This is a genomic window from Nannocystis exedens, from assembly GCF_002343915.1.
Lineage (GTDB): Bacteria > Myxococcota_A > Polyangia > Nannocystales > Nannocystaceae > Nannocystis > Nannocystis exedens.
This window is the reverse complement of record NZ_NETK01000001.1, coordinates 7,132,140-7,153,488: the sequence shown is the minus strand read 5'-3', so window position 1 is coordinate 7,153,488 and position 21,349 is coordinate 7,132,140. Positions and strand designations below refer to the sequence as shown.

Annotated in this window: 17 protein-coding genes; all 17 read right to left on the bottom strand. The window is 70.3% G+C overall.

Features of this window, described 5'->3' with window-relative positions:
• Positions 1–128: 128 nt before the first annotated feature.
• On the bottom strand, positions 129–1,643 hold the full coding sequence (locus tag NAEX_RS52310; RefSeq protein WP_096330572.1) for a DUF4215 domain-containing protein: 1,515 nt from the start codon (positions 1,641–1,643) through the stop codon (positions 129–131).
• Positions 1,644–1,892: 249 nt separating this feature from the next.
• The gene (locus NAEX_RS28170) at positions 1,893–3,113 is read right to left on the bottom strand and encodes an alpha/beta hydrolase family protein (protein ID WP_143140343.1); all 1,221 of its coding nucleotides are present in this window, start codon (positions 3,111–3,113) and stop codon (positions 1,893–1,895) included.
• A gap of 412 nt (positions 3,114–3,525) precedes the next feature.
• Positions 3,526–7,011, bottom strand: a complete 3,486-nt coding sequence (locus NAEX_RS28165) for a TonB-dependent receptor (RefSeq protein ID WP_245913816.1) — start codon at positions 7,009–7,011, stop codon at positions 3,526–3,528.
• A 212-nt stretch (positions 7,012–7,223) separates the two neighbouring features.
• The gene (murI, locus tag NAEX_RS28160) at positions 7,224–8,057 is read right to left on the bottom strand and encodes a glutamate racemase (RefSeq protein WP_096330570.1); all 834 of its coding nucleotides are present in this window, start codon (positions 8,055–8,057) and stop codon (positions 7,224–7,226) included.
• Between the two features lie 37 nt (positions 8,058–8,094).
• Positions 8,095–9,240 (bottom strand): acyl-CoA dehydrogenase family protein, encoded by a 1,146-nt coding sequence (locus NAEX_RS28155; protein ID WP_096330569.1) that lies wholly within the window; start codon positions 9,238–9,240, stop codon positions 8,095–8,097.
• 228 nt (positions 9,241–9,468) lie between these two features.
• Entirely contained in the window at positions 9,469–9,786 is a 318-nt protein-coding gene (locus NAEX_RS52305; RefSeq protein WP_096330567.1) for a hypothetical protein, read from the bottom strand.
• Positions 9,783–10,463 (bottom strand): cytochrome c biogenesis protein CcsA, encoded by a 681-nt coding sequence (gene ccsA, locus NAEX_RS28140; RefSeq protein WP_096330566.1) that lies wholly within the window; start codon positions 10,461–10,463, stop codon positions 9,783–9,785. Before ccsA ends, NAEX_RS52305 begins: the two co-directional genes overlap by 4 nt.
• On the bottom strand, positions 10,460–11,221 hold the full coding sequence (locus NAEX_RS28135) for a heme exporter protein CcmB (RefSeq protein WP_170136071.1): 762 nt from the start codon (positions 11,219–11,221) through the stop codon (positions 10,460–10,462). The genes ccsA and NAEX_RS28135 overlap by 4 nt, the downstream gene beginning before the upstream one ends.
• Before the next feature lie 75 nt (positions 11,222–11,296).
• On the bottom strand, positions 11,297–12,055 hold the full coding sequence (locus NAEX_RS48395; protein ID WP_100792837.1) for an ABC transporter ATP-binding protein: 759 nt from the start codon (positions 12,053–12,055) through the stop codon (positions 11,297–11,299).
• Positions 12,052–13,986: a hypothetical protein gene (locus NAEX_RS28130; protein ID WP_143140342.1), complete on the bottom strand. Its 1,935-nt coding sequence runs from the start codon at positions 13,984–13,986 to the stop codon at positions 12,052–12,054. Before NAEX_RS28130 ends, NAEX_RS48395 begins: the two co-directional genes overlap by 4 nt.
• On the bottom strand, positions 13,983–14,735 hold the full coding sequence (locus tag NAEX_RS28125) for a zinc ribbon domain-containing protein (RefSeq protein WP_096330564.1): 753 nt from the start codon (positions 14,733–14,735) through the stop codon (positions 13,983–13,985). The genes NAEX_RS28130 and NAEX_RS28125 overlap by 4 nt, the downstream gene beginning before the upstream one ends.
• A gap of 2 nt (positions 14,736–14,737) precedes the next feature.
• Positions 14,738–16,753 (bottom strand): heme lyase CcmF/NrfE family subunit, encoded by a 2,016-nt coding sequence (locus NAEX_RS28120; RefSeq protein WP_096330563.1) that lies wholly within the window; start codon positions 16,751–16,753, stop codon positions 14,738–14,740.
• A 21-nt stretch (positions 16,754–16,774) separates the two neighbouring features.
• Positions 16,775–17,194 (bottom strand): cytochrome c maturation protein CcmE domain-containing protein, encoded by a 420-nt coding sequence (locus NAEX_RS28115; RefSeq protein ID WP_096330562.1) that lies wholly within the window; start codon positions 17,192–17,194, stop codon positions 16,775–16,777.
• A gap of 7 nt (positions 17,195–17,201) precedes the next feature.
• Positions 17,202–18,266 (bottom strand): GTP 3',8-cyclase MoaA, encoded by a 1,065-nt coding sequence (gene moaA / locus NAEX_RS28110; protein WP_096330561.1) that lies wholly within the window; start codon positions 18,264–18,266, stop codon positions 17,202–17,204.
• A gap of 158 nt (positions 18,267–18,424) precedes the next feature.
• On the bottom strand, positions 18,425–18,958 hold the full coding sequence (locus tag NAEX_RS28105) for a cytochrome C oxidase subunit IV family protein (protein ID WP_096330560.1): 534 nt from the start codon (positions 18,956–18,958) through the stop codon (positions 18,425–18,427).
• A gap of 22 nt (positions 18,959–18,980) precedes the next feature.
• Complete coding sequence (locus tag NAEX_RS28100) at positions 18,981–19,664, bottom strand: cytochrome c oxidase subunit 3 family protein (protein WP_096330559.1); 684 nt, start codon at positions 19,662–19,664, stop codon at positions 18,981–18,983.
• Between the two features lie 34 nt (positions 19,665–19,698).
• Positions 19,699–21,339 carry a cytochrome c oxidase subunit I gene (gene ctaD, locus NAEX_RS28095; RefSeq protein WP_096330558.1) on the bottom strand — a complete coding sequence of 547 codons (1,641 nt, stop codon included), beginning with the start codon at positions 21,337–21,339 and terminating at the stop codon, positions 19,699–19,701.
• Positions 21,340–21,349 lie beyond the last annotated feature (10 nt).

Genomic DNA, 21,349 nt, shown 5'->3' with positions numbered 1-21,349 from the left:
GCGACGTCTGAGCGCGGCCTGGCGCTCACGCCCGGGCGAGCCGGCACGCCGCTGTCTTTGGGGGCATGCCCTTGGCGCCATGCTCCAAGAGACATGCTCCGGGCGACATGTCCGAGCGACCAGCTCCGCTAGGGCCGGAACAGGCCGACCCAGCTCTGCTGCTCGCCGGCGACCACCAGCACCCCGCCGACGTAGGCGGTCGCGTCGGCGCCGACGGCCGCGTCGTAGGTCACGACGTCGGGCGGCAGCAGGTCGGGGCTGGGAGCGCGGTGGCGGACCCGGCAGCGGACCTGACCGTCGCCGCCGAGGCGGGCCAGCCAGGCCTCGCGCCACTCGAGCTGGGCCACCTTGTCCTTCACGCGCAAGCCGCCGGCGAGCACGACCTCGCCGTCGGGGGCGAACGCGGCGCCGTCGAGCGACCACTGGTCGCCGTCGTCCTCGTAGTCGGCCAGCGCCCGCTCCCACTGCAGCTCGCTGTCCGGGCCGAGCTTGTAGACCCAGAAGTTGGGCACCGCGCCCTGCAGGCGCACGGCCGTGTAGAGCACGTCGCCGGCGGCGTCGACCGCCACCCAGCCCGGCCCGTGGTTGTGGACGCTGCCGTCGGCCAGCGGCGAGAACTTCCACTCCGCCGGCCCGCCGTCGGCGGCGAACTTGAGCAGCACCGCCTCGCCGATGTTGTAGTCGACGTACTCGCGGGCGCCGACGTAGACCGAGCCGTCCTCGGCGACCGCCAGGCGGCCCGCGTCGTCGTTGGAGAACATCCCGTTGCCGGCGCCGCTCCACACCGTCGTCCACACCTCGGCGCCGTCGACCGCGGCCAGCTTGCCGACCCACACGTCGCCGCCGCCGGGCCCGTCGCTGACCTCGCCGGCGATCACGACGTCGCCGTCGGGCGCGAGCGCGACGCCGCTGGCGCTGTCTTCGCTCATCGGCTCGGCGCCGTCCTTGTCCATGGTCCAGAGGACATGTCCATCGGTTCCATCGAGCTTGACGGCGCGGATGTCGTCCTCGTCGGCGCCGGCCACGGTCGCGACCACGTAGACGTGGCCGTCGGCGTCGACGACCCCGTCGACCGGCGTGAAGCGGACGTCGTCCGGCGCCAGCAGCACGTCCCACGCCGGCTGGCCGTCGGGCGCGTAGCGGATCGCCCGCGTGCGCGCGAGGCCGAGCGTCTGCATGCCCTCCTCGTCGCTGGTGATCTCGCGCTGACGCGCGATGGCCACGAAGCCGCCGTCGGGCGCCGGGGCGACCGCGACGACCCACAGCTCCGACTCGGCCGAGGGCGCGAGGGCGACGGCCTCGCCGGCGAGCCCGCAGGGGATCCGGCAAGCGCTGTCGCAGCCGTCGTCGTCGGCGTCGTTGCCGTCGTCGCACTCCTCGTCGGCCTCGAGGTAGCCGTTGCCGCACACCGGCGTCGGCGGGTCGAAGCCGGGCTCGCCGCTGCTGCTGCTGCTGCTGCTGCCCGGATCGCCGGTGGTGGGCGGCGCGACGGTGGTGCTGCTCGTGCTCGCGCCGGTCTCGCTCGTGCTGCTGGTGCCGCCGGTGCCGCTGCCGTCGTCGGTGGTGGTGGCGGCAGCATCGCTGCAGGCGCAGAGCAGCGCGAACAGGACGGCGGAGCGGCGCGTCGCAGGCGAACCGGGCATCGCGGCCAGGATGCCGCACAGCCGCGCCCCCGCGCAACCGGAGCCGCCGCGCGAACTCGACAGGCGCGACCCGGCGCGTGGTGCGTCGCAGGTCCGCCGGCTATCGTCGACGCGAAAGGAGGGTCCCGATGAAGACGAAGTCGAAGGTGAAGGCGGGCGGCCTGAACGTCAGCGGGCTGTGACCCGAACGCGCCACGGCGGCGCAGCGAGGGCCCGGTCGCATCGCGCCGGGCCCTTCGTGCGTCGGCGTCACGAGCACTCGTTCTTGTCGCACGGCTCGGGCGGCGGGACCGCGTTGCCGGCCCCGATCGCGCACCAGTCGGGCATGCCCGCCGGGATGCCGAACTCGTTGTAGGGCGACTCGCCCGGCGCCAGCCAATACGGGTGGTCCAGGAAGAAGTCCCACAGCGGCGCGAACGCGGTCTCGCCCGGCTCGACCGGGAACGGCGGCGTCGAGTGGTTGCAGTTGTGCACGCACTCGAGCACGAAGTGCCCGCCGGCCTCGAGGTTCTGCTCGAGGTCCTTCGACGTCTGCTCGAAGTCGATGAGGATGCAGAAGTCGTCGGGGCCGCCCCACAGCACCATCGCCGGCATCTTGTGGGCGGGCGCGGTCCACGGCTTGATGGCGCCGCCTGTCCCTCCGGACAGGGACATGAACGACGACAGCACGTCGCCGCGGCCGCCCGCGAGCTGGCTGGTGAACAGCGCGCCGGCGCTGACGCCGGTCGAGGAGACGCACTCCTTGTTGACGCTGAACTGCTCGGCCACGCACGACAGCATGTCGTCGAAGAACTGGAACTCGGCCTCGAGGTCGGCGTCGCTGTCGATCGCGCTGAACGGCCACTTGAACAGCAGGCCCTCGCGCGCCTCGGGGATCACGGCGATGAAGCGCTTCTGATTGACCGCGTTCTGCACGTCGCCGCGCTCGTAGAAGTCCTGGGCGTCGCCGCCGAGCCAGTGCCACAGGAAGATCACCGGCAGGCGCTCGTCGGGCCCCGCGTCCTCGGGGGCGATGACGAGGAACTGGCGCTCGACGGTGCCGCCGCCGAGCTGCTGCGGCAGCACGTTGTACGCCTGGCCCTCCATGTAGCCGATCTCGAGGGTCGGGCAGGTGCCGCCGTAGGCAGGGATGTCCGGGGCCAGGGTCGCGCCGTCGGGCGGCGCGTCGTGACAGCGCAGGAAATCACCGCCGCTGCTGCCCATGTCGGCCTTCGGCGGGTCGCCCGTGGTGCTCGTCGGCGGCTCCGAGGTCGAGGTCGGAGCGCCCGTCGTCGTCGTCTCGGCCCCGCTCATGCTGCCCTCGCTGGTCTCCGGCGGGGTCTGCGTGGTCGTCGGACCGGTCGGACCCGCGGTGCTCGTGCCGGTCGTCGGCTCGGTGGTGCCGGGCGTGGCGACCTCCGTTTCGCCCACGAGGTCGTCGCCGCAGGCCAGGGCCGCGAGGAGAGGGAGACAGAGGAGCCCACGACGCATGACGCCCGCCATCTTCTCACGGCGCTGGGCGAAATCGCCATGCCCGCGTTCGCTGACGCCCGAGGGAGCTCGATTCATGGCACCCCGCGGCCGGGGCCGCGGACGAGGTCACAGCCGGGCAGCTCGCGGCTTTCGAGCGGCCGGGTGCAGCGAATGGGTCACGCGCCGGCAATCATGCACTGGCGTCAATGAGCGGCGAATCCACGCCGCACCCATCACGGGTGGGAATGGGCAGGGTCCGACGCCAGTAGTTTATCGGTGAATGATGCGAGCCGGGGACACCGGACTGCCACCCCCGCGGATCGTCACGCGGCACGCGGCGGGCCGACGCGGGGGCGATCGCCCGAAAGCGGTTCGGCCCGCCTGTCGCGGACAGGCGGGCCGAGCGGGCACCTCGCAGCGGAGGCCGGGGCTAGAAGCGCAGGCGGAGCTCGAACTGCGCGCCGATCGGCTGCTGGAACACGGTCTGGACCAGGAAGTTGCCCTGCGGCGGGAGCACGCCGCGCTGGAAGAAGCTGGTCGGCGCGTTCGGGCTCTGGACCTTGGCGTGCTTGAGGTCGTCGAGGTCGCCGCCGGCGATGGCGCGGCCCTGCGAGTACGAGTAGGTCTCGTCGACGCGGAGCACCGCCTTGTTGTTGGTGATGTTGACGAGGCGGGCGGAGACCTCGAGCTCGACCTCGCCGGGCAGCGGGTAGGCGTAGCTGATGCCGACGTTGGCGAAGTAGTTGGGCTCGAGGCGGCCGCCGGCGCCGCGCGGGATGGCGTAGACCAGGAACTGGCCGGCGTAGCGGTTGTTGTCGGCGAACACGCTGATCGGCGTGCCCGACTGGTAGCGGAAGTTGAGGCCGAGGGTCAGGCGGCCGGCCTTCTTGAGGTCGAACGAGTAGTAGCCGTCGAACTTGATCTGGTGCGGCCGGTTGTCCCACAGCGGGCCGTAGCTGTTACGGACCAGCTCCGGGATGTCGTAGGTGGCCGTGGTGCCGATGTCGATGGCGCCGGTGTTGCGGTTGACGAAGCCGTCGTAGTTACCGATCAGGCGGCTGTAGATGTAGCTCGCCTGGAGCGTCCAGTTCTTGGCGAAGCGCTTGGTGATGTTGAACACCCACGCGTCGTAGTTGCGGACCGGCTTGTTGAAGAGCGTGCCGACCTTCGAGTACGCGTCGGCGAGGAAGGTGCAGCGGTTGAGCTCGCGCGCGAGCACGTCGCGCTGCGGGTCGTCGTCGGGCGCCGCGTCGAACTGCTCCTGCAGCCTGGTACAGGCGTCCTGCTGGCGCTGGATGTCGGCGGCCGAGACCGACTCGCCGGGGTTGGCGATGATGAAGTTGAGGCCGCCGTTGGTCGACACGTCCTCGACCGCGCGGCCGAGGCTCTCGTGCTGCCACTTGACGCCGACGAGCAGGTCCTCGATGACCTCCTGCTCGTAGCCGACGACGAACTTCTGGGTGTACATGCCGCGCAGCTTCGGCACGACGGAGCCGGCGGTCAGGCCGGTGGTCGACTGGTTGAAGTCGGTGCACCACTCGGTCGGGGCGCCGTTGATCGACCGCTCGCGCGACTCGCCGCCGATCAGCACCGGCGTGGCGCAGTCGGACGCGCGGTAGCTACGGTTGACGTTGACGAGGCCGCCGAAGGCGCGGTTGTTCAAGATGACCGGCAGCTGCTGGTAGAACCAGCCGTACGAGGCGTACAGGCGGCTCTTGCCCTCGTCGGTCCAGTCGTACACGAGGCTGACGCGCGGCGCGACGTTGTCGTTGATGAAGATGTTGCGCTTGCCGAACACGTCCTTCATGTCCTGCATCTCCCAACGCACGCCGGCGTTGAGGTACAGGTTCGACAAGATGGACCACTTGTCCTGGACGAACAGCGCGTAGTTCTGGGTCGTCAGCGTCGAGTTGTAGGCCGAGACGCGGACGCCGGCGCCGATCGGGCTGGCGATCGCGCGCAGGTCCTCCTGCTCGTAGCGGACGCGGCCGAAGCCGAGGGTGCGGCGGTTGTCCGGGTTGTCGGCGTCGACGATGACGAGGCGGTTGTTGTTGACCCGGTTCGGGCTGACGTCGCCGCCGATCAAGTAGTTGTTGGTCGCCGGGTCGTAGCAGTACTCGCCGCCGCCGACGGTGCCGACCGGACAGTTCTGGTAGAAGTCGGGGTCGTTCTGGCCCGAGTAGGCGGTGCTCTGCTTGAGGCGCACGCTGTCGATCTCGGTGCCGTACTTGAGCTGGTGCGCGCCGGCCTTCTTGCCGCTGAGGAAGTGGGTCAGCGCCAGCTGACCGCCGACGCGGTCGGCCACCGACTGCGAGTAGGTGCCGATACCGCCCGAGAGCCACACGCGCGTCGGACAGGTGAGGCCCGGCAGGTTGGCGTTGTTGCACGCCTCGTCGACGCCCTGGACCAGGCGCACCGCGCCGTCGCGGTCGAGCAGGTCGTAGAGGTTGCGGCCCTGGCTGTCGGTCTCCTGCGTCAGCGGGATGTTCCGCTGCATCTCGTTGTCGAGCTTCCACGCCTGCTTCTGCGTGAAGCGCGAGTAGTAGATGCCGGCGTCGATCTCGAGCTTGTCGTTGGCGACGCGGCCCTCGTAGTCGAGGCCGACCTGGGTGGTGTTGCCGAGGTCGCTGCCGAAGCTGTTGTTGACGACGCCCGAGCCGACGCGCGAGGCGCCGCCGATGGTCGCGTTCGGGTTGGTGCCGAACGAGTTCGGCTCGGAGCCCGGCGGCTGGCGATAGCTGCGCCGCTGGGTGCCGGGGCCGCCGCCGCCCGACAGGCGCAGGCGGTGCTTGGGGTTGATCTGCCAGTCGAGGGCGACCGTCCACCCCATGGTAAAGCGACCGGTCTTGAACCGCTGCTCGGCGAACTTGACCGAGTCGATGTAGTTGCCGTTGGCCGCGCAGTCGTTGGTGCCGTTCTCGTAGGCGCAGTCCTCGTAGCCGCCCGAGCGGTCCTTGTCGCGCCGCTTGTAGAACGACTGGATCAGCGAGTTGTTGCTGCCGCTCGGCGCGACGCCGATGGCGAAGAACAGCTTGTCCTTGATGATCGGACCGGACAGGGTGACGACACCCTCGCCCTGGTAGTTGTTGATCTCGGCGACGCGCAGCGACTCGTCGGTCGCGCTGATGAAGCGCGGCAGGGCGATGCGCGGGGTCATGCGGAACAGCACCGTGCCGCGCAGCTTGTTGCTGCCGCCGATGCGGCGCGCCTTGACGAGACCGCCGGTGGCGCCGCCGCTCTCGGCGTCGTACACGCCCTCGACGACCTCGACCTCGTCGATGAACTCCTGGACGATCGTCGCGCCGACGGTGCCGAACGCCGGGCTGGTGGCGTTCTGGCCGTCGACGACGTACTTGCTCTCGGCGCCCGTCGAACCGCCGAGGCGGATGCCGGCGGCGTCACGGCTGGCGGTCGGAGACATGTCGACCACGGCCGTGAAGTCGCGGCTGGTCCCGCCGACCGGGATGTTGCGCGCCTGCTCCATCTTCACCTTGGTGACCTGGGCGGCGTCGTTGCGCGTCTTGGTCTGGACCTCGATGTCGACGCGGAACTTGAGCTTCGGATCGATCTGGAAGTTGGCGCGCATCTTGGCGCCGGGCAGGACCTCCATCGTCTTATTGACGTTGGCGTCCTGATACAGCACCTGCACCGTGTACTTGCCCTGCGGCAAGTTGCGGAACGTGTAGAGACCGTCCGCGTTGGTCATCACCTCGCGCGCGCCCTGGAGGCACGTACACTGGATGATGACGAGGGCGCCCGAGATCTTCTGGCCGGTGTTTTGGTCGGTGACGACGCCGCTGATCGTGACGTCGGAAGCCGCCAGCGCGAGGTTGGGGGCCATCGCCGCGACCGCCGGCGGGATGATGACCAGCGGCAGGGACAGCGAGTACTTGAGCAGAGAGCGGCTTGTCTTCACAGGAGGGTGCTCCTTGCGGTCACGGCGAGCGCCTCGGGCATCGGCTTCGATGCCAGCGGGGGGTATATCACAACGAAAGCAACACTGAATACGGGAATCTTGCCTTGAGTACCGGGCCCCCGGGGCCGGACGGCGATCAGACTTCCCCCCCGGTGCCGCGAAAACCGCGGGCGTGCGAGACAGCGTCCTGCTGTGAAAACCCGCGGGGTCCGTTACAGGTCGACGAGTTCGACGTCCTCGGGCGCGATCGCCTCGCCGAGGAAGACGGCACCGACCCGCGCGAACCGGGCCGGCGCGTCGGTGGCGAGGAAGCGGACCCCCGCCTGCCCTGCCCCGTCCTGCCCGCGGGTCCGGTGGCCGGCGCGCAGGTCCGATCGCAGGAGGCACTCGACCACGACCTCGGCGGTGGTCTCGGCCGAGTCGACCAACCTGACGCGCGGGCCCACGGCCGCGGCGATCGCCTGGCGCAGGACCGGGAAGTGCGTGCAACCGAGGACCAGACAGTCGAGGGCGGGGCGCTCGCCGACCACGTTCGCGAGGTAGCGCTGCGCGACGGCCTCGGCGACGGGCCCGCTGACCCAGCCCTCCTCGGCCAGCGCGACGAACAGCTGGCAGGCGATCGACACGACCTCGGCGGCCGGGCGAACGGCCCGGATGGCCCGCTCGTAGGCGCCGCCGCGGACGGTGCCCTCGGTGGCGATGACGCCGATCTGCCCGCTGACCGAGGCGCCGCAGGCGGCCGCCGCCCCCGGCTCGATGACGCCGATCACCGGCAGCGGAGCGAACACCGCCGCGAGGTGGCCGAGCGCGACCGACGACGCGGTGTTGCAGGCGACGACGAGCAGCTTGATCCCGCGGCCGACCAGCACCCGCGCCGCCTGCTCGGCGTATCGCGTGACCGTCTCGCCGCTCTTGGTCCCGTACGGCAGGCGCGCCGTGTCGCCGAGATAGATGAAGCGCTCGTCCGGTAACGCCGACCGCAGGGCCCGCAGCACCGTGAGTCCGCCGACGCCGGAGTCGAACACGCCGATCGGTCGATCGGCCACGGTCGATGCAGCTGCCGACCCCTCGCCCCGCGTCACGCTAGCCTCGAGCGAGGATGTTCTTGGCGATCACCATCCGCTGGACCTGCGAGGTGCCCTCGTAGATCTGCATGAGCTTGGCGTCGCGGTAGATCTTCTCGACCGGGTACTCGCGCGTGTAGCCGTAGCCGCCGAACACCTGCACGGCGTCCGCGGCGCACTTCACCACGCTGTCGGCCCCGACGCACTTGGCGATCGCGCTGGTGTTGGTCCGGCGGATGCCCTTGTCGACCTCCCACGCGGCCTTGTTGTAGAGGAGGCGCGTGGTCTCGTAGGCCATCGCCATCTCGGCGATCATGAACTGGATCGCCTGGTGCTCGGCGATCGGCTTGCCGAAGGTCTTGCGCTCCTTGGCGTAGCGGGCCGACTCGTCGAGGCAGCGGCGGATCATGCCGGCGCACTGCGAGCCGATCATCGGCCGCGAGCGGTCGAACACCTCCATCGCCACGTAGAAGCCCTTGCCGGGCTCGCCGATGATGTCGGCGTCGGTCAGCGGCACGTCCTCGAAGATGACGTCGCAGGTCTCGGAGGCGCGCTGGCCGAGCTTCTTCTCCTTCTTGCCGATCGAGATGCCGGGGCGGTCGCGGTCGACGACGAAGGCCGTGATGCCGCGGTGGCCGAGCGCCGGATCGAGGGTGGCGAAGCCGGTGAAGATGCTGGCGTGGCCGGCGTTGGTGATCCAACGCTTCTGGCCGGTGAGCCGCCAGCCGTTGCCGTCGCGGACCAGGCGGGTCTTCATCGACGCGACGTCGGAGCCGGCCTCGGGCTCGCTGCAGGCGTAGCTGATGAAGATGAACTCCTCGGTGAGCCGGCGCAGGTGCTTCTGCTTCTGCTCCTCGGTGCCGGCGACCAGCAGCGGCAGCGCGCCGAGGTGGTTGCACATCACGCTGGTGGCGATCGCGGCGCAGCCGTAGGCGAGCTCCTCGGAGACGATGCAGCCGTCGAGGGTGTGGTAGCCGAGGCCGCCGTAAGCCTCGGGAATCTCGATGTTCATCAGGCCGAGGTCGAACGCCGCCTTGAACACGTCGACGGGGAACTTCTCCGCCTCGTCGTAATCGTGCGCGACCGGGATGATCGACTCGCGCGTGAATTTGCGCGCGGTCTGGATCAGGGCGTTCTGCTCGTCGGTATACGTCGGGTCGAACACGGCGCCCCCGCATACCACGGTCGGAAAACCGGCGCCAGCGTCACGGCGGGGCCTCAGGACCGTGCGGCGGCGCGTGAGTCGGCTCCGACCTGACCCTTCGGGCAGCCGCGCGTCGGGCCACGAGCTCGCGGTCGGCGGCGCTGCTGGCGGCGGCTCGTCCGCCGAGGATGTACCCGATCAGGATCCCCAGCAGGAAGACGCCGGGGATGTACAGGAAGTGCCCGAGCGTCACGCGCCGGGCCCTCCGCGGGCCGGGGGCCGGTCGAGCGCCTGCCGCAGGGCGTCGACGTCGGCGCGCAGCCGCGCCGACCGCCGCCACAGGAACAGCCCGTACGCGGCGAACAGCGCCCACAGGATGCCGTAGGCCCAGACGATGTGCTGGTAGTCGCTGGCGGTCTTGGCCGCGGCCTTGTCCTCGAGGGTGGCGAGGATCTCCTTCTCCTCGCGGCTCGTGCCGACCGCGGGCTCGTACTCACCGCCGTCGGCCGGCGCGGGCGCTGCCTCGAAGGCGAGGCCGGTGATCAGGACGGGCGAGATCGGTGTCATGCGCGAGAGTCCTCCAGGCGGACGTAGGCGTCGTCGAGCTCGCCGACGAGGACGAGCTGACGGGCGCGGATGGCGAACAGGCCGAAGCTGACCAGGAGCAGCGCGGACAGCCCGGGCCAGAAGGTGGCCCACATCTCCGGCGGCAGCTTGGCGACCACGCCCGTGGTCGGGTGCGTGGTCTTCCACAGCTTCACCGCGTAGTAGATCAGCGGCACGTTGACGGCGCCGAAGATCGCCAGCGCCGCGGCCAGCCGCTCCGAGGCGTGCTGGCCGAAGTGGCGCAGCAGCAGGTACGCCGCGATCACCAGCCACAACAGGGCGGTGGTGACCTGGCGGGCGTCGCCGGTCCACGGGGTGCCCCACGTCGCGTGGCCCCAGATCGGGCCGGTCAGCATGACGCCGAGGCCGCCGAGGAACCCGACCTCGGCCGCGGCCAGCGCCACCGCGGCGGCCGTGCGCGAGCGCCGGCGCAGCTGCACGTAGGCGGCGACGCCGGAGATCACCGCCATGAGCATGCACAGCCAGCCCATCGGCACGTGGAAGAAGAAGATCTTGAACGCGGTGCCCATGGTCCGCTCGTTGGGCGTGTGGAGGAACACCCGCTGGACGCTGTAGACCACCAGCGGGGCGGCGGCCAAGAACAGCAACGGGACCACGAGCTCGGACTTCCGCTTCATCGGGGCTCCTGTCGGCCGGCGGCGCGCAGCGCTTCGCGCCGGTGCTGCCGCGCGGCCTGGGCCGAGCGGGCCGGCGCGGCCCCCACGAGCACCGGCTCGAACAGCAGCGCGCCGACGCCCAGGAGGATGACGTCGAGCGCGGCCATCTGGCCGAGGTAGCTCGGGAGGTTGGGGTTCTTGTCGAGCAGCGCGCGGGTGGTCACCAGCGCGAACATCAGCACCGGCGTGGTGACCGGGTAGAGGATCACCGCCAGCAGCATGTTCTTGCCGCCGCCCCCGGCCAGCCCGGCGGCGAACAGCGTGCCGATGGCGACGTAGCCGAGGCAGCCGAGGACCACGAGCGCGGCTGTCTCGAGGGGCATGTCCCAAAAGACCTGTCCTGCGGGGAACATCGAGGCCAGCCCGGGCACCAGCAGCGCGCAGCAGACCAGCAGCACCAGCAGCGTCGAGCCGGCCTTGGCGACGTAGATCGCCAGGCGCTCGACCGGCGCGGCCAGCAGCGCCCGCAAGGTGTCGGCCTCGCGCTCGCGGTCGAAGGCGCGGGTCAAGGTGATCGTGCCGACGAACGCGACCGTGAGCCACAACAGGCCCGGCACCGCCGGCAAGGTGTGCTTCTTCTCCAACGCCGCGAACGACAGGTAGAACATGCCGAGCACGACGAGGGTGAAGAAGGTCGAGGTCAGGACCAGCTCGAGGTCGCGCAGCTCCTGGCGCAGCTCGCTGCGGAGGAGGAGCAGGCTCTGGCGGAGCAGGCGCACGCGGGCCAGGTGTAGCACAGGGTCGGCGGGCGGCGGAACCAGGCCGATGCGGGTCCTGCGGCCCGGCGCCGCAGCTCAGGCGGCGGCGTGATCGTCGGGCCCGACGGCGGCGAGGACCTCGCTTGCGCGGGCGGCGAAGCCGGCCGGGTCGTCGCCCCCGCGCTCGACCTCGCGGACGATCGCGCCAGCCTCGAGCAGCACCAGGCGATCGCACACGCGCAGCAGCGTGCCCTGGTCGTGCGAGCTGAGGAGGATCGCCGCCCCGCGGTCGCGCTCGGCCAGCAGCGCCCCCGCGAGCTGCGAGCGCCCGCGGGCGTCGAGCGCGGTGAACGGCTCGTCGAGCAGCAGCAGCTCGGGGTCGCCGGCGACCGCCCGCGCCAGCGCGACCCGCTGGGCCATGCCGCGCGAGAAGGTCGAGACCGGGCGGTCGAGGGCGTCCGCCGGCAGCCCCAGGCCGCGCAGGACGTCGTCGGCTGGCCGCGAGGACAGGCCGGCCGCGCGCCGCAGCTCGGCGAACAGCTCGAGGTTGGCGCGCGCGCCGAGGCCCGGGTACAGCTGCGGCGCGTGGGCGACGTAGGCCAGGCGCGCGCGCAGCTCGAGGTCGATGTCGCCGACCACGCGCTCGCCGTAGCGGCGCTCGCCGCCGTCGGGCTGCAGCAGGCCGGCGAGGATCAAGAACAGCGTGGTCTTGCCGGCCCCGTTGGCGCCGACCAGGCCGGTGATGCTGCGGGCCCGCAGCTCGAGGTCGACGCCGCGCAGGACGACCTTGCGGCCGAACCGCTGGGAGATCGATCGCAGCACGATCGGGGTGATCGGCTCGCGCGCGCCGCTCATGCCTTGTCCTGCCACGCCGCGCCCGGGTCGGCGTGGCGCGGCCGCGATTCGAGGGCGTCGAGCTGGCAGTAGACCTGGTCGAGGGCGGCGACGATCGGCCCGCGCTCGCCGGGGCCCGCGGCCTCGAGCTTGCGCAGCAGCGCCGCCTTGCGCCGCTCCAGGCGCTCGCGCAAGGAGGCGCGCGGCCGCAGGGCGAACGCGAGGCCGCAGGCGAACGCGACGAACAGGCCGAAGCCGAGCCCGAGCCACTTGTAGGTGCGCGGGCGGGTGACGAGGCCGTCGACCACGAGGTCGTAGGCCTGCCCCTGCGGCATGGCGCCGATCTCGTAGACCTCGAGGTCGACCCGGCTCTCGCCGTTCTCGTGCGGCGGCTTCACCGGCGGCTTCTTGGCGCCCTTGGTGAGCTTGAGGCCGTCGACCACGACCGCGCGGCCGTCGACGATCGGGAACGGCGCGGCCCAGTGGATCTCGGCGGTGCCGTCGTGCTCGAGCAAGTACGCGGTCGAGAGATCGATCAGCTCGCCCGGCGGCAGCGGGCCGGTGATGGTGGTGAACGGCGCCTCCTGCTCGTGCTCGAGCACCTGGTCGGCGCGGTCGCGGATCACGAGGCCCGTGGCGCCGTCGGCCGCGGGCAGCTTGTAGGGCTTGCCCGGCCAGTAGGCGGCGTCGCCGTCGACGTAGACCTGGAACAGGTGGTCGACGCGGGCGAGGTCGTTCTCCATCGACTCGACGCCGAACTGCACCGCCGAGCGCACGCGCGTCAGGTCGGTGGTGACCGGGTAGACGCGCATCTCGACGGCGACGCCCATGCGCTCGTCGAGGGTGAAGAAGCTCGACTTCCACGGGGCGCCGGCGTACGAGGCCTCGGCGTGGAACAGGCCCTCGCCGGTCAGCGGGATGTCGGCGATGCGGGCGACGCCGTCCTCGCCGGTGGCGTCCTCGAAGCGCTTGCTGAAGCCGGTGCTGTCCTGCTTGACGATCGTCACCGGCACGCCGTTGATCGGCTGGTCGTCGGGGCCCACGACGGTGACGCGCACGCTGCCGGGCAAGATCGTCGGCACCGCGCGCGGGCCCATCATCTGCCGCTTCTGCGGCGCGCGCGGGCCGACCACCGCCAGCACCACCGCCATGCCGACGTCCTTGCCGGCGAGCGAGAACGGCTGGCTGCGCTCGGTGCCGGTCGGGAGGTCGGCCTCGGCGACCAGCGAGACGTCCGCCGCGAGGGCGTCGAGCCCGGGGAAGCGCGCGGTGCCGCGGACGTCGCTGACCGCCTCGCGCGTCTCGGCCTTGCCGTCCGGCCCCGTCAGCACCAGCCGGACCTTGACGCCCTCGAGCGGGGTGCCGGCCCGCAGGTCGAGGGTGCCGACCAGCAGGGTGCCCTTCGGCGTGCCCGGGTTGGTGAAGGCGACGCCGGGCAGCGGCACCTCGCCGGGGCCCGGCTGGCTCGGCGCGGCGCCGGGAGCCGCAGCCGGCCCGGGGCCGGCCGCGGCGCCGGACGAACCTGCCCCTTTGACCAGGAGCACGCGGTAGCCCTGGGTCGGCGACAGCGCGATCGGCTGCGACGTCTGGCGCTCGCCCTCGAGGTCGGCGCGGGCGACCGCGGTGCCGCCGTGGAAGGCCGCGAGGTCGGCGAAGCTGGCCCGCCCGTCGGCGCCGGCCACGGCGGTGCGCGTCTCGGTCTTGCTGCCGTCCTGCGACTTCAGCTCGAGCTCGACGGTGGCGCCGACGGCGGGCTGGCTGAACGAGCCGAGCAGCGCGCGCACGGTGATCGTGCCCGGCTCGGTCTGCGGGTCGGCGCGCGGGATGCCGGACATCGCCCGCGGGTCGATCGGCGGCCCGCCGGGCGGCTGGGCCGAGGCATGTCCGGAAAGACATGTCCCGGCGAACATGAACGTCAGGACAGCCGTACGCAGGCGACGGGTGACAGTCATGGGCCGATCTCCCCCGCGCGCGAGGAGCCCCCGCGCTTCTCGCCGACGCTGACCTTCTTGTTGCGCTCGAGCGGGACACCGCAGTGCTTGCAGAACTTGGCGTCGTTGTCGTTGTTGCCGACGCAGTTGGCGCAGATCCGCGAGGTGCGGTCGAGGTCGGGCGCCGAGATCTCGGTCATGTTGGGCGCCGGCGCCGGCGGGCCGGGCGCGGGCTTCGGCGCCTCGACCGGCTCGCTCGCCGGCGTCGAGGCCGCCGCGGGCTGGGCCTTGCGGTCGAGCTCCGCCAGCACCTTCTGCAGCTCGGGGTGGAGGTCGCCGCCGCCGTCGAGCGCGCGCATGACCTCGATCGCCCGCACGCGGTAGGTGCCGATCACCGCCTCGAAGTCGGCGGTCGACAGCTTGCCCATGCCGTGGTCGAACTCGAGCTCCTTGATCGCGCGCAGCAGGCGGCGCTTCTCCTCGCGCAGCTCGGACTGGCTGAAGTGGCCGACGCCGCGGCCGACCTGGGCCAGCGAGTCGGGCCGGGCCAGCGCGCGGACCACCGCGTACATGCGGCGCAGCGCGTAGACCAGCGTCGCGCCGGCGGCCGCGAGGGCGAGGGTCGCCGCGTCGACGGGGCCGGCCGCGCGGGCGGCGATCAGCACCAGGCCGAACGCGACGAGCGCGAGGCCGGCGGTCCACAAGGCGGCGCGCGGGAGCTTCGGCGCAGCCGCGGCGCGAGCGTCCTTGCTCTGCGTCGCCTCGGTCACGTTCAGACGTCCTCTCCCGGCCCGTCGCTCTTGCGCGTGCCGACGCAGATCAGCGAGCCCGCGAGCATCACGGCGAAGCCGAACCAGATCCAGTTGACGAGCGGGTTGATGTAGAGGCTCATCTGCGTCCACCCGGTGGTCATGTCGACCTCCTGGATGGAGACGTACACGTCCTCGCCGAAGGTCATGTAGCGCGAGACCTCGGTGGTCGGCTGCTCGGGCAGCTGGAAGTACCACCAGCGGGCCGGCAGCAGCGTGGTCTTCTGCTCGCCGTCCTTGAGCACGGCGATGTGGGCCGTGATCATCTCCTTTTGCCAGTCCTCGGTCGCGCGCAGGCCGTCGTGGCGGATCACGTAGTCACCGAGCTCGGTGGTGTCGCCGGGGCGCAGCGTGGTCTTGCGCTCGATCTTGTAGGCGTTGCCGGCCCAGCCGAAGAACATCAGCACGACGCCGAGGTGGACGATGTAGCCGCCGTAGCGCCGCCGCGCGCGCAGGACCAGGCCGATCAGCGCGTCGAGGACGCTCTGCGGGCGCTGGCGCCGGCGCAGGGCCACGCCGCGGTAGAACTCCTGGACGATGGTCCAGAAGGTGAAGGCGCACAGGCCGAAGCAGGCCAGGCCCCACGGCGAGCCGAGGCCGAGCCCCCGCACCACGACGATGGTGAGCACGCCGGCGACCAGCGGCGCGAGGAACTGCTTGACCAGGTTGGCCTGGCTCGTCTTGCGCCACGCGAGCAGCGGGCCGACGCCGGTCAGCAGCAGCAGCGACAGGCCGAGCGGGCGCATGTAGCGGTTGAAGAACGGGGCGCCGATGGTGACGCGCTCGCCCGGGTCCTGCCAGCCGAGCAGGTCGGGGTAGCGCTCGGCGAGGATCATCCGCCACTCGGTGAAGGTCGGCCACATGGTCGCGCCGAGCACGAAGATCGCGGCGACCAGGAACAGCCAGTTGTTGACCAGGAACGCGAACTCGCGCGACAGCACGCTCTCGAGCTCGCCGCGCGAGCGCAAGAGCGGCAGGCGCCAGATCACCAGGCCGAAGCTGAACAGCACGATCGCCAGCATGAAGGCGCCGAAGGTCCAGGCCAGCACCGGGTCGGCGCCGAAGGCGTGGACGCTCTGGACCACGCCGCTGCGGGTCATGAACGTGCCGACGATCGTCAGCAGGAAGCTGACGATCACCAGCGACACGTTCCACACCTTCATCATGCCGCGGCGCTCCTGGATCATGATCGAGTGCAGGAACGCGGTGACGGTGAACCACGGCAAGAGGCCCGCGTTTTCGACCGGGTCCCAGGCCCAGTAGCCGCCCCACCCCAGCTCCTCGTAGGCCCACAGGCCGCCGAGGATGAGGCCGAAGGTCAAGAACATCCACGAGAACAGGGTCCAGCGGCGGACGCTGCGCTGCCACGCGGCGTCGACCTGGCCGGTGATCAGCGCCGCCATGCCGAACGCGTACGGCACCGCCAGCGAGACGTAGCCGAGGTACAGGCTCGGCGGGTGGACGATCATGTACAGGTTCTGCAGCAGCGGGTTCAGGCCCTTGCCCTGCGTCGGGATGTCGAGCAGGTAGAGGCCGAACGGGTCCTTGATGAACAGCAGCAGCCCGGCGAAGAACGCGGTGATGACCGAAAGGACAGCCGCGGCGTGGGGCACGAGATCGCGGTGGCGGTCGCGGTTGGCGTGCAGCGCCAGCGAGGCGAACAGGGTGTGCAGCAGCACCCAGAACAGCATGCTGCCGTCGAGCCCGCCCCAGAACGACGTGATCTTGTAGAACAGCGGCATCGCGGCGTCGCTGGTCTTCTGCACGTACTGGATCGAGTAGTCGCCGGCGACGAACGCGTAGATGATGAGCGACGAGGCGAACGCGGCCAGGCCGAAGCTGGCGTACACGCCCTGCAGGCCGGCCTCGATCAGCCGCTCCGAGCGCCGCGCGGCGCCGATGGCGGCGAAGCCGGCGCTGGCCAGGCTGAGGACGAACAACAGGAGGATCGAGGCCGTACCGAGGGTAGCGATCGACATGGGGCTGCTCCTTGGGACAGGTCAACGACCGCTCTTGCTCGGGTCGGCGGAGGGCCGCTCCTCGTACTTCGACGGGCACTTGGCGGCCATCTCCTCCGACTCGAAGCGGCCGTCCTGCAGCTCGCCGGTGAGGATGACCTCGCCGCCCTCAGCGAACGTGTCGGGCACCATGCTGGTGAAGTGGACCGGCAGGCGCCGGCCCTCGCGCTCGATGTCGAAGGTGTAATCGCCGGCCTCGCCCTTCTTCTGCTTGACCGTGCCGGGCACGACGGTGCCGTGGACCTTGATCATGCGGCCGCTGTACATCGCCGGGTTGTCGACGACCTTGTCGACGAAGATGTAGTCGAGCACGCCTTCGCCGCTGCTGGTGCTGACGAGGTAGAACACCGCGCCGCCGACGAAGAGACCGATGAAGACCTTGGACGAGACGGGGAGCGCCATGACGGGGTTAGCCTCCGATGCTGATCATCGCCTTGTCCGGGCCTCCATGGCCATCCAGGGCGAAAGTGTGGCCCGACTGCTTGAAGCCGAGGATCGCGCGTACGCGCGCCGCGAGGGCGACCGGGCCGGCGGATCGCAGGACCGAGCGTAGATCGCCGGCGTCGTCGCGGGCGAGACAATTGTGGAGCGAGCCTGCGGCAGACAGCCGCAGGCGGTTGCAGGAGGCGCAGAAGTTCTCGGTCATGGGCGCGATGACGCCGACGCGGCGGCCTGCGTGAGGGCCCGAGGCGACGCGCCAATACGTCGCAGGGCCGAGGCCGCGCACGCCCTCGCCGCTGTCGCTCTCGAGCGGCGCCTTGGCCGCGGCGGCGATCCGTTCGCGGATCTCCGCAGCCGGCATCAGCTCGCCCGGCACGTACAGGCGGCCGGCGGACATCGGCATGACCTCGATGAAGCGCGGCACGTGGCCGCGCTCCCACGCCCACAACGCCAGCTCGCCGAGCTCGTGGTCGTTGAAGCCGCGGATCGCCACGGTGTTGAGCTTGATGTTGCAAAAGCCGGCGTCGCGCGCAGCGTCGAGGCCGGCCAGCACCTCGGCCAGCACGCCGCGGCGGGTGATCGCGGCGAAGCGCCCGGGGTCGAGGCTGTCGAGGCTGACGGTGAGGCCGCGCAGGCCGGCACGGCGCAGCGGCGCGGCCATCTCGGCCAGGCGGGCGCCGTTGGTGGTCAGGACGACGTCGATCGGGATCGCCGCCAGCGCCGCGACCAGCTCGACCAGGCCGCGGCGGACCGTCGGCTCACCGCCGGTGAGGCGCACGCGCTCGACGCCGAGGCCGGCGAACACCTGCACGATCGTCGCGACCTCCTCGAGCGTGAGCAGGTCGGCGCGGGCGATCCGGTCGATGCCCTCCTCGGGCATGCAGTAGGTGCAGCGGTAGTTGCACCGGTCGGTCAGCGACACCCGCAGGTAGCGGATGCGCCGCGCCTGCGGGTCGACCAGCGGCCCCCCGGCCAGCGGAGGCCCCCCGACCGCGGACGGCGGCCGCGCGGTGCGGAGTTGAACCAGGGTCATGCGCGGACAACCTGCTGCGTCACCTTATGTTACCACAGGCGCGAGCAGCGCCCGCCGGCGCCAGAAAGCGAGCCCGGCCACGCAGCGGCCCTGGATGGGCGGCCCGTGGCCGGATCGCGTCGACTCGCGCGGGGCGCGAGCCGGGCTCGTGATGACTCTCAGTGCGCCGCGGCCTTGTGCTCGGCCTTGGCCTCGGCCTTGTGCTCGCCGCCGCCGTGGCCGCCACCGTGACCGCCGCCATGGGCTTCGATCTCGGCGAGGACCTTGGCGCGCCGCTCGGGCACGTTGTCGACGCCGACGGCGAGGCCCTTGCCGGCGTTCTCCTGCTCCTTCCAGCGGACGAACGTCTCCTGCTCGTCGTTGAGGGCGTCGCGGCTCTTCATGTCGAACATGGTGAAGCCGAAGAAGATGCCGACGAAGATGATCGTGCCGAGGAAGACGAACAGGTGGTACTTGTCGTCGTACTTCAGGTGCATGAAGTAGGCGACGACCAGCGACGCCTTGATGAACGCGACCAACATCGCCACCGTGAGGCTGGCGGGGCCGAGGTCGGCGAACGAGACCGCGAAGGTCAGGCCGGTGAGCACGAACAGGGCGCCGATGACGGCGTTGTAGGTGCTCATCGGCGAGATGTGCTCGTGGACCTCGTGCGCGTGCTCGACCGGTTGACCGTTGAGGAAGACCTTTGCCATGACAATCAACTCCGGGCGAGGGTCACTTGACCAGGTAGAGGAGCGGGAAGAGGAAGATCCAGATCAGGTCGACGAGGTGCCAGTAGAGGCCGGTGTTCTCGATCGCCACGTAGTTCTTGGCGCCGAACTCGCCGCGGCCGGCGCGGACGAACATCCACAACATGATGGCGAGGCCGATCGCCACGTGGATGCCGTGGAGGCCGGTCATCATGAAGTAGACGCCGAAGAAGATGTGCGGCAGCCCGTCGATCTCGTAGCCGTGGAGGTGCGCCGAGTAGTACTTGCCCGGCAGCATGCCGTGCTCGAACTTGGCGCTGTACTCGAAGTACTTGACCACCATGAAGATGCAGCCGCACAGGATGGTCAGCACGAGCATCAGCCGCAGCTTCTTGACGTCGCCGAGTTGGATCGAGCGGACCCCGAGGGCCATGGTGTACGACGAGGTCAGCAGGACCACGGTGTTGATGCCGCCGGCCCACTTGCTGAGGTGCTCGTGCGCCTCCAGCACCATCTCCGGGTACAGCATCCGGAGGATGAAGTAGGCGAGGAACAGGCCCGAGAACATCAGGATCTCGGTGGCCAGGAAGAGCCACATCCCGAGCTTCGCCGAGGCCGTCTGCTGGCCCATCGTGTCGAAGTGGTGGGCCAGGTGCGGGTTGTGCTCGTCGTCGTCGTGGGCGGGCGCGTGGGCGTGTTCGTTGCTCATGGCTTCGTAACCCCGTGGAACTCGCGTGGAGGAATCAGTGGTGACCGCCGGCCGACTTGTCGATCTCGGGGAAGTCGTAGGGGCTGCCGTGGACGTGCGGCGTCTCGTGGAAGTTGTGCTCGATCGGCGGGCTCTGGGTCGCCCACTCGAGGGTCACGCCACCCCACGGGTTCGACGGGGCCTTCTCGCCCTTGAACAGCGAGTGGAGCAGGTAGATCAGCGTCCACAGCAGGCCGGCCGCGAGGATCCACGAGCCGATGGTCGAGACCTGGTGCATCGTCTGGTACTCGGGCAGGTAGGCGTAGTAGCGCCGCGGCATGCCCTGGTGGCCCAGGAAGAACTGGGTCATGAAGGTGACGTTGAAGCCGATGAACACCAGGAGGCAGCCGATCTTGCCGGCCGTCTCGTTGAACATCTTGCCGGTCATCTTCGGCCACCAGTGGTGCAGGCCGCCGATGAAGGCGACGACGGTGCCGCCGACCATGACGTAGTGGAAGTGCGCGACCACGAAGTAGGTGTCGTGGAGGTGGACGTCGATCGCCAGGGTCGACAGCGGCAGGCCGGTCAGGCCGCCGACCGTGAAGGTCCACAGGAACGCCATGCCGTACCAGCAGGCGGTGTTGTACTGGATGCTGCCCTTGTAGAGGGTCGCCACCCACGAGAACACCTTGATCGCGGTCGGCACGCCGACGGCGAAGGTCAGGAAGCTGAACAGCACGCCCGCCAGCTCGGACTGACCCGAGACGAACAGGTGGTGGCCCCACACGACGAACGAGATGACGGCGATGGCGACCGAGGACAGCGCGATGGCCTTGTAGCCGAAGATGTGCTTGCGGCTGTGGACCGTGATGATCTCCGAGATGATGCCGAAGCCCGGGAGGATCATGATGTAGACGGCTGGGTGGCTGTAGAACCAGAAGAAGTGCTGGAACAGCACCGGGTCGCCGCCCATCGCCGGGTCGAAGATGCCGATCCCGAGCGACCGCTCGATGATGAGCAGCAGCAGCGTGATCGCCAGGACCGGCGTCGCCAGCACCTGGATGACCGCGGTCGAGTAGATCGCCCACACGAACAGCGGCATCCGGTTCCAGTTCATGCCCGGCGCGCGCATCTTGTGGACGGTGACGACGAAGTTCAGGCCGGTGAGGATCGACGAGAAGCCGGCGATGAACACGCCGGTCGTCGCGGTGATCACCGCCGTCCCCGTGCTCGTCGAGTAGGGCGTGTAGAACGTCCAGCCCGTGTCGAGTCCGCTCGTCAGAATGGCGACGATCAAGAACACCGCCGCGACCGAGTAGACGTAGAAGCTCAACAGATTGAGCCGCGGGAACGCCACGTCCTTGGCGCCGAGCATCAGCGGCAGCAGGAAGTTCCCCAGCGCCGCCGGCACGCTCGGGATGATGAACAGGAACACCATGATCGCGCCGTGCAGCGTGAAGACCTGGTTGTAGGTCTGGGCGCTCATGAAGTCCTGGTCCGGCGTGAACAGCTCGGTGCGCAGGGCGATCGCCAGGATGCCGGCGATCAGGAAGAAGAACATCACCGAGGCCAGGTACATCAGGCCGAGCCGCTTGTGGTCGACGGTGACGAGCCAGGACATCAGGCCCCGCTTCGACACCAGATAGCTCGGCTCGACGGCGGGGTGTGGGTCGTGCGACTGGACAGCAGTGGACATGGGAGACTCC

Coding starts and splice junctions, on each gene's coding strand:
- NAEX_RS52310 (WP_096330572.1), bottom strand. CDS start 1,643: ATGCCCGGTTCGCCTGCGACGCGCCGCTCCGCCGTCCTGTTCGCGCTG.
- NAEX_RS28170 (WP_143140343.1), bottom strand. CDS start 3,113: ATGCGTCGTGGGCTCCTCTGTCTCCCTCTCCTCGCGGCCCTGGCCTGC.
- NAEX_RS52305 (WP_096330567.1), bottom strand. CDS start 9,786: ATGACACCGATCTCGCCCGTCCTGATCACCGGCCTCGCCTTCGAGGCA.
- ccsA (WP_096330566.1), bottom strand. CDS start 10,463: ATGAAGCGGAAGTCCGAGCTCGTGGTCCCGTTGCTGTTCTTGGCCGCC.
- NAEX_RS48395 (WP_100792837.1), bottom strand. CDS start 12,055: ATGAGCGGCGCGCGCGAGCCGATCACCCCGATCGTGCTGCGATCGATC.
- NAEX_RS28130 (WP_143140342.1), bottom strand. CDS start 13,986: ATGACTGTCACCCGTCGCCTGCGTACGGCTGTCCTGACGTTCATGTTC.
- NAEX_RS28120 (WP_096330563.1), bottom strand. CDS start 16,753: ATGTCGATCGCTACCCTCGGTACGGCCTCGATCCTCCTGTTGTTCGTC.
- NAEX_RS28115 (WP_096330562.1), bottom strand. CDS start 17,194: ATGGCGCTCCCCGTCTCGTCCAAGGTCTTCATCGGTCTCTTCGTCGGC.
- moaA (WP_096330561.1), bottom strand. CDS start 18,266: ATGACCCTGGTTCAACTCCGCACCGCGCGGCCGCCGTCCGCGGTCGGG.
- NAEX_RS28105 (WP_096330560.1), bottom strand. CDS start 18,958: ATGGCAAAGGTCTTCCTCAACGGTCAACCGGTCGAGCACGCGCACGAG.
- NAEX_RS28100 (WP_096330559.1), bottom strand. CDS start 19,664: ATGAGCAACGAACACGCCCACGCGCCCGCCCACGACGACGACGAGCAC.
- ctaD (WP_096330558.1), bottom strand. CDS start 21,339: ATGTCCACTGCTGTCCAGTCGCACGACCCACACCCCGCCGTCGAGCCG.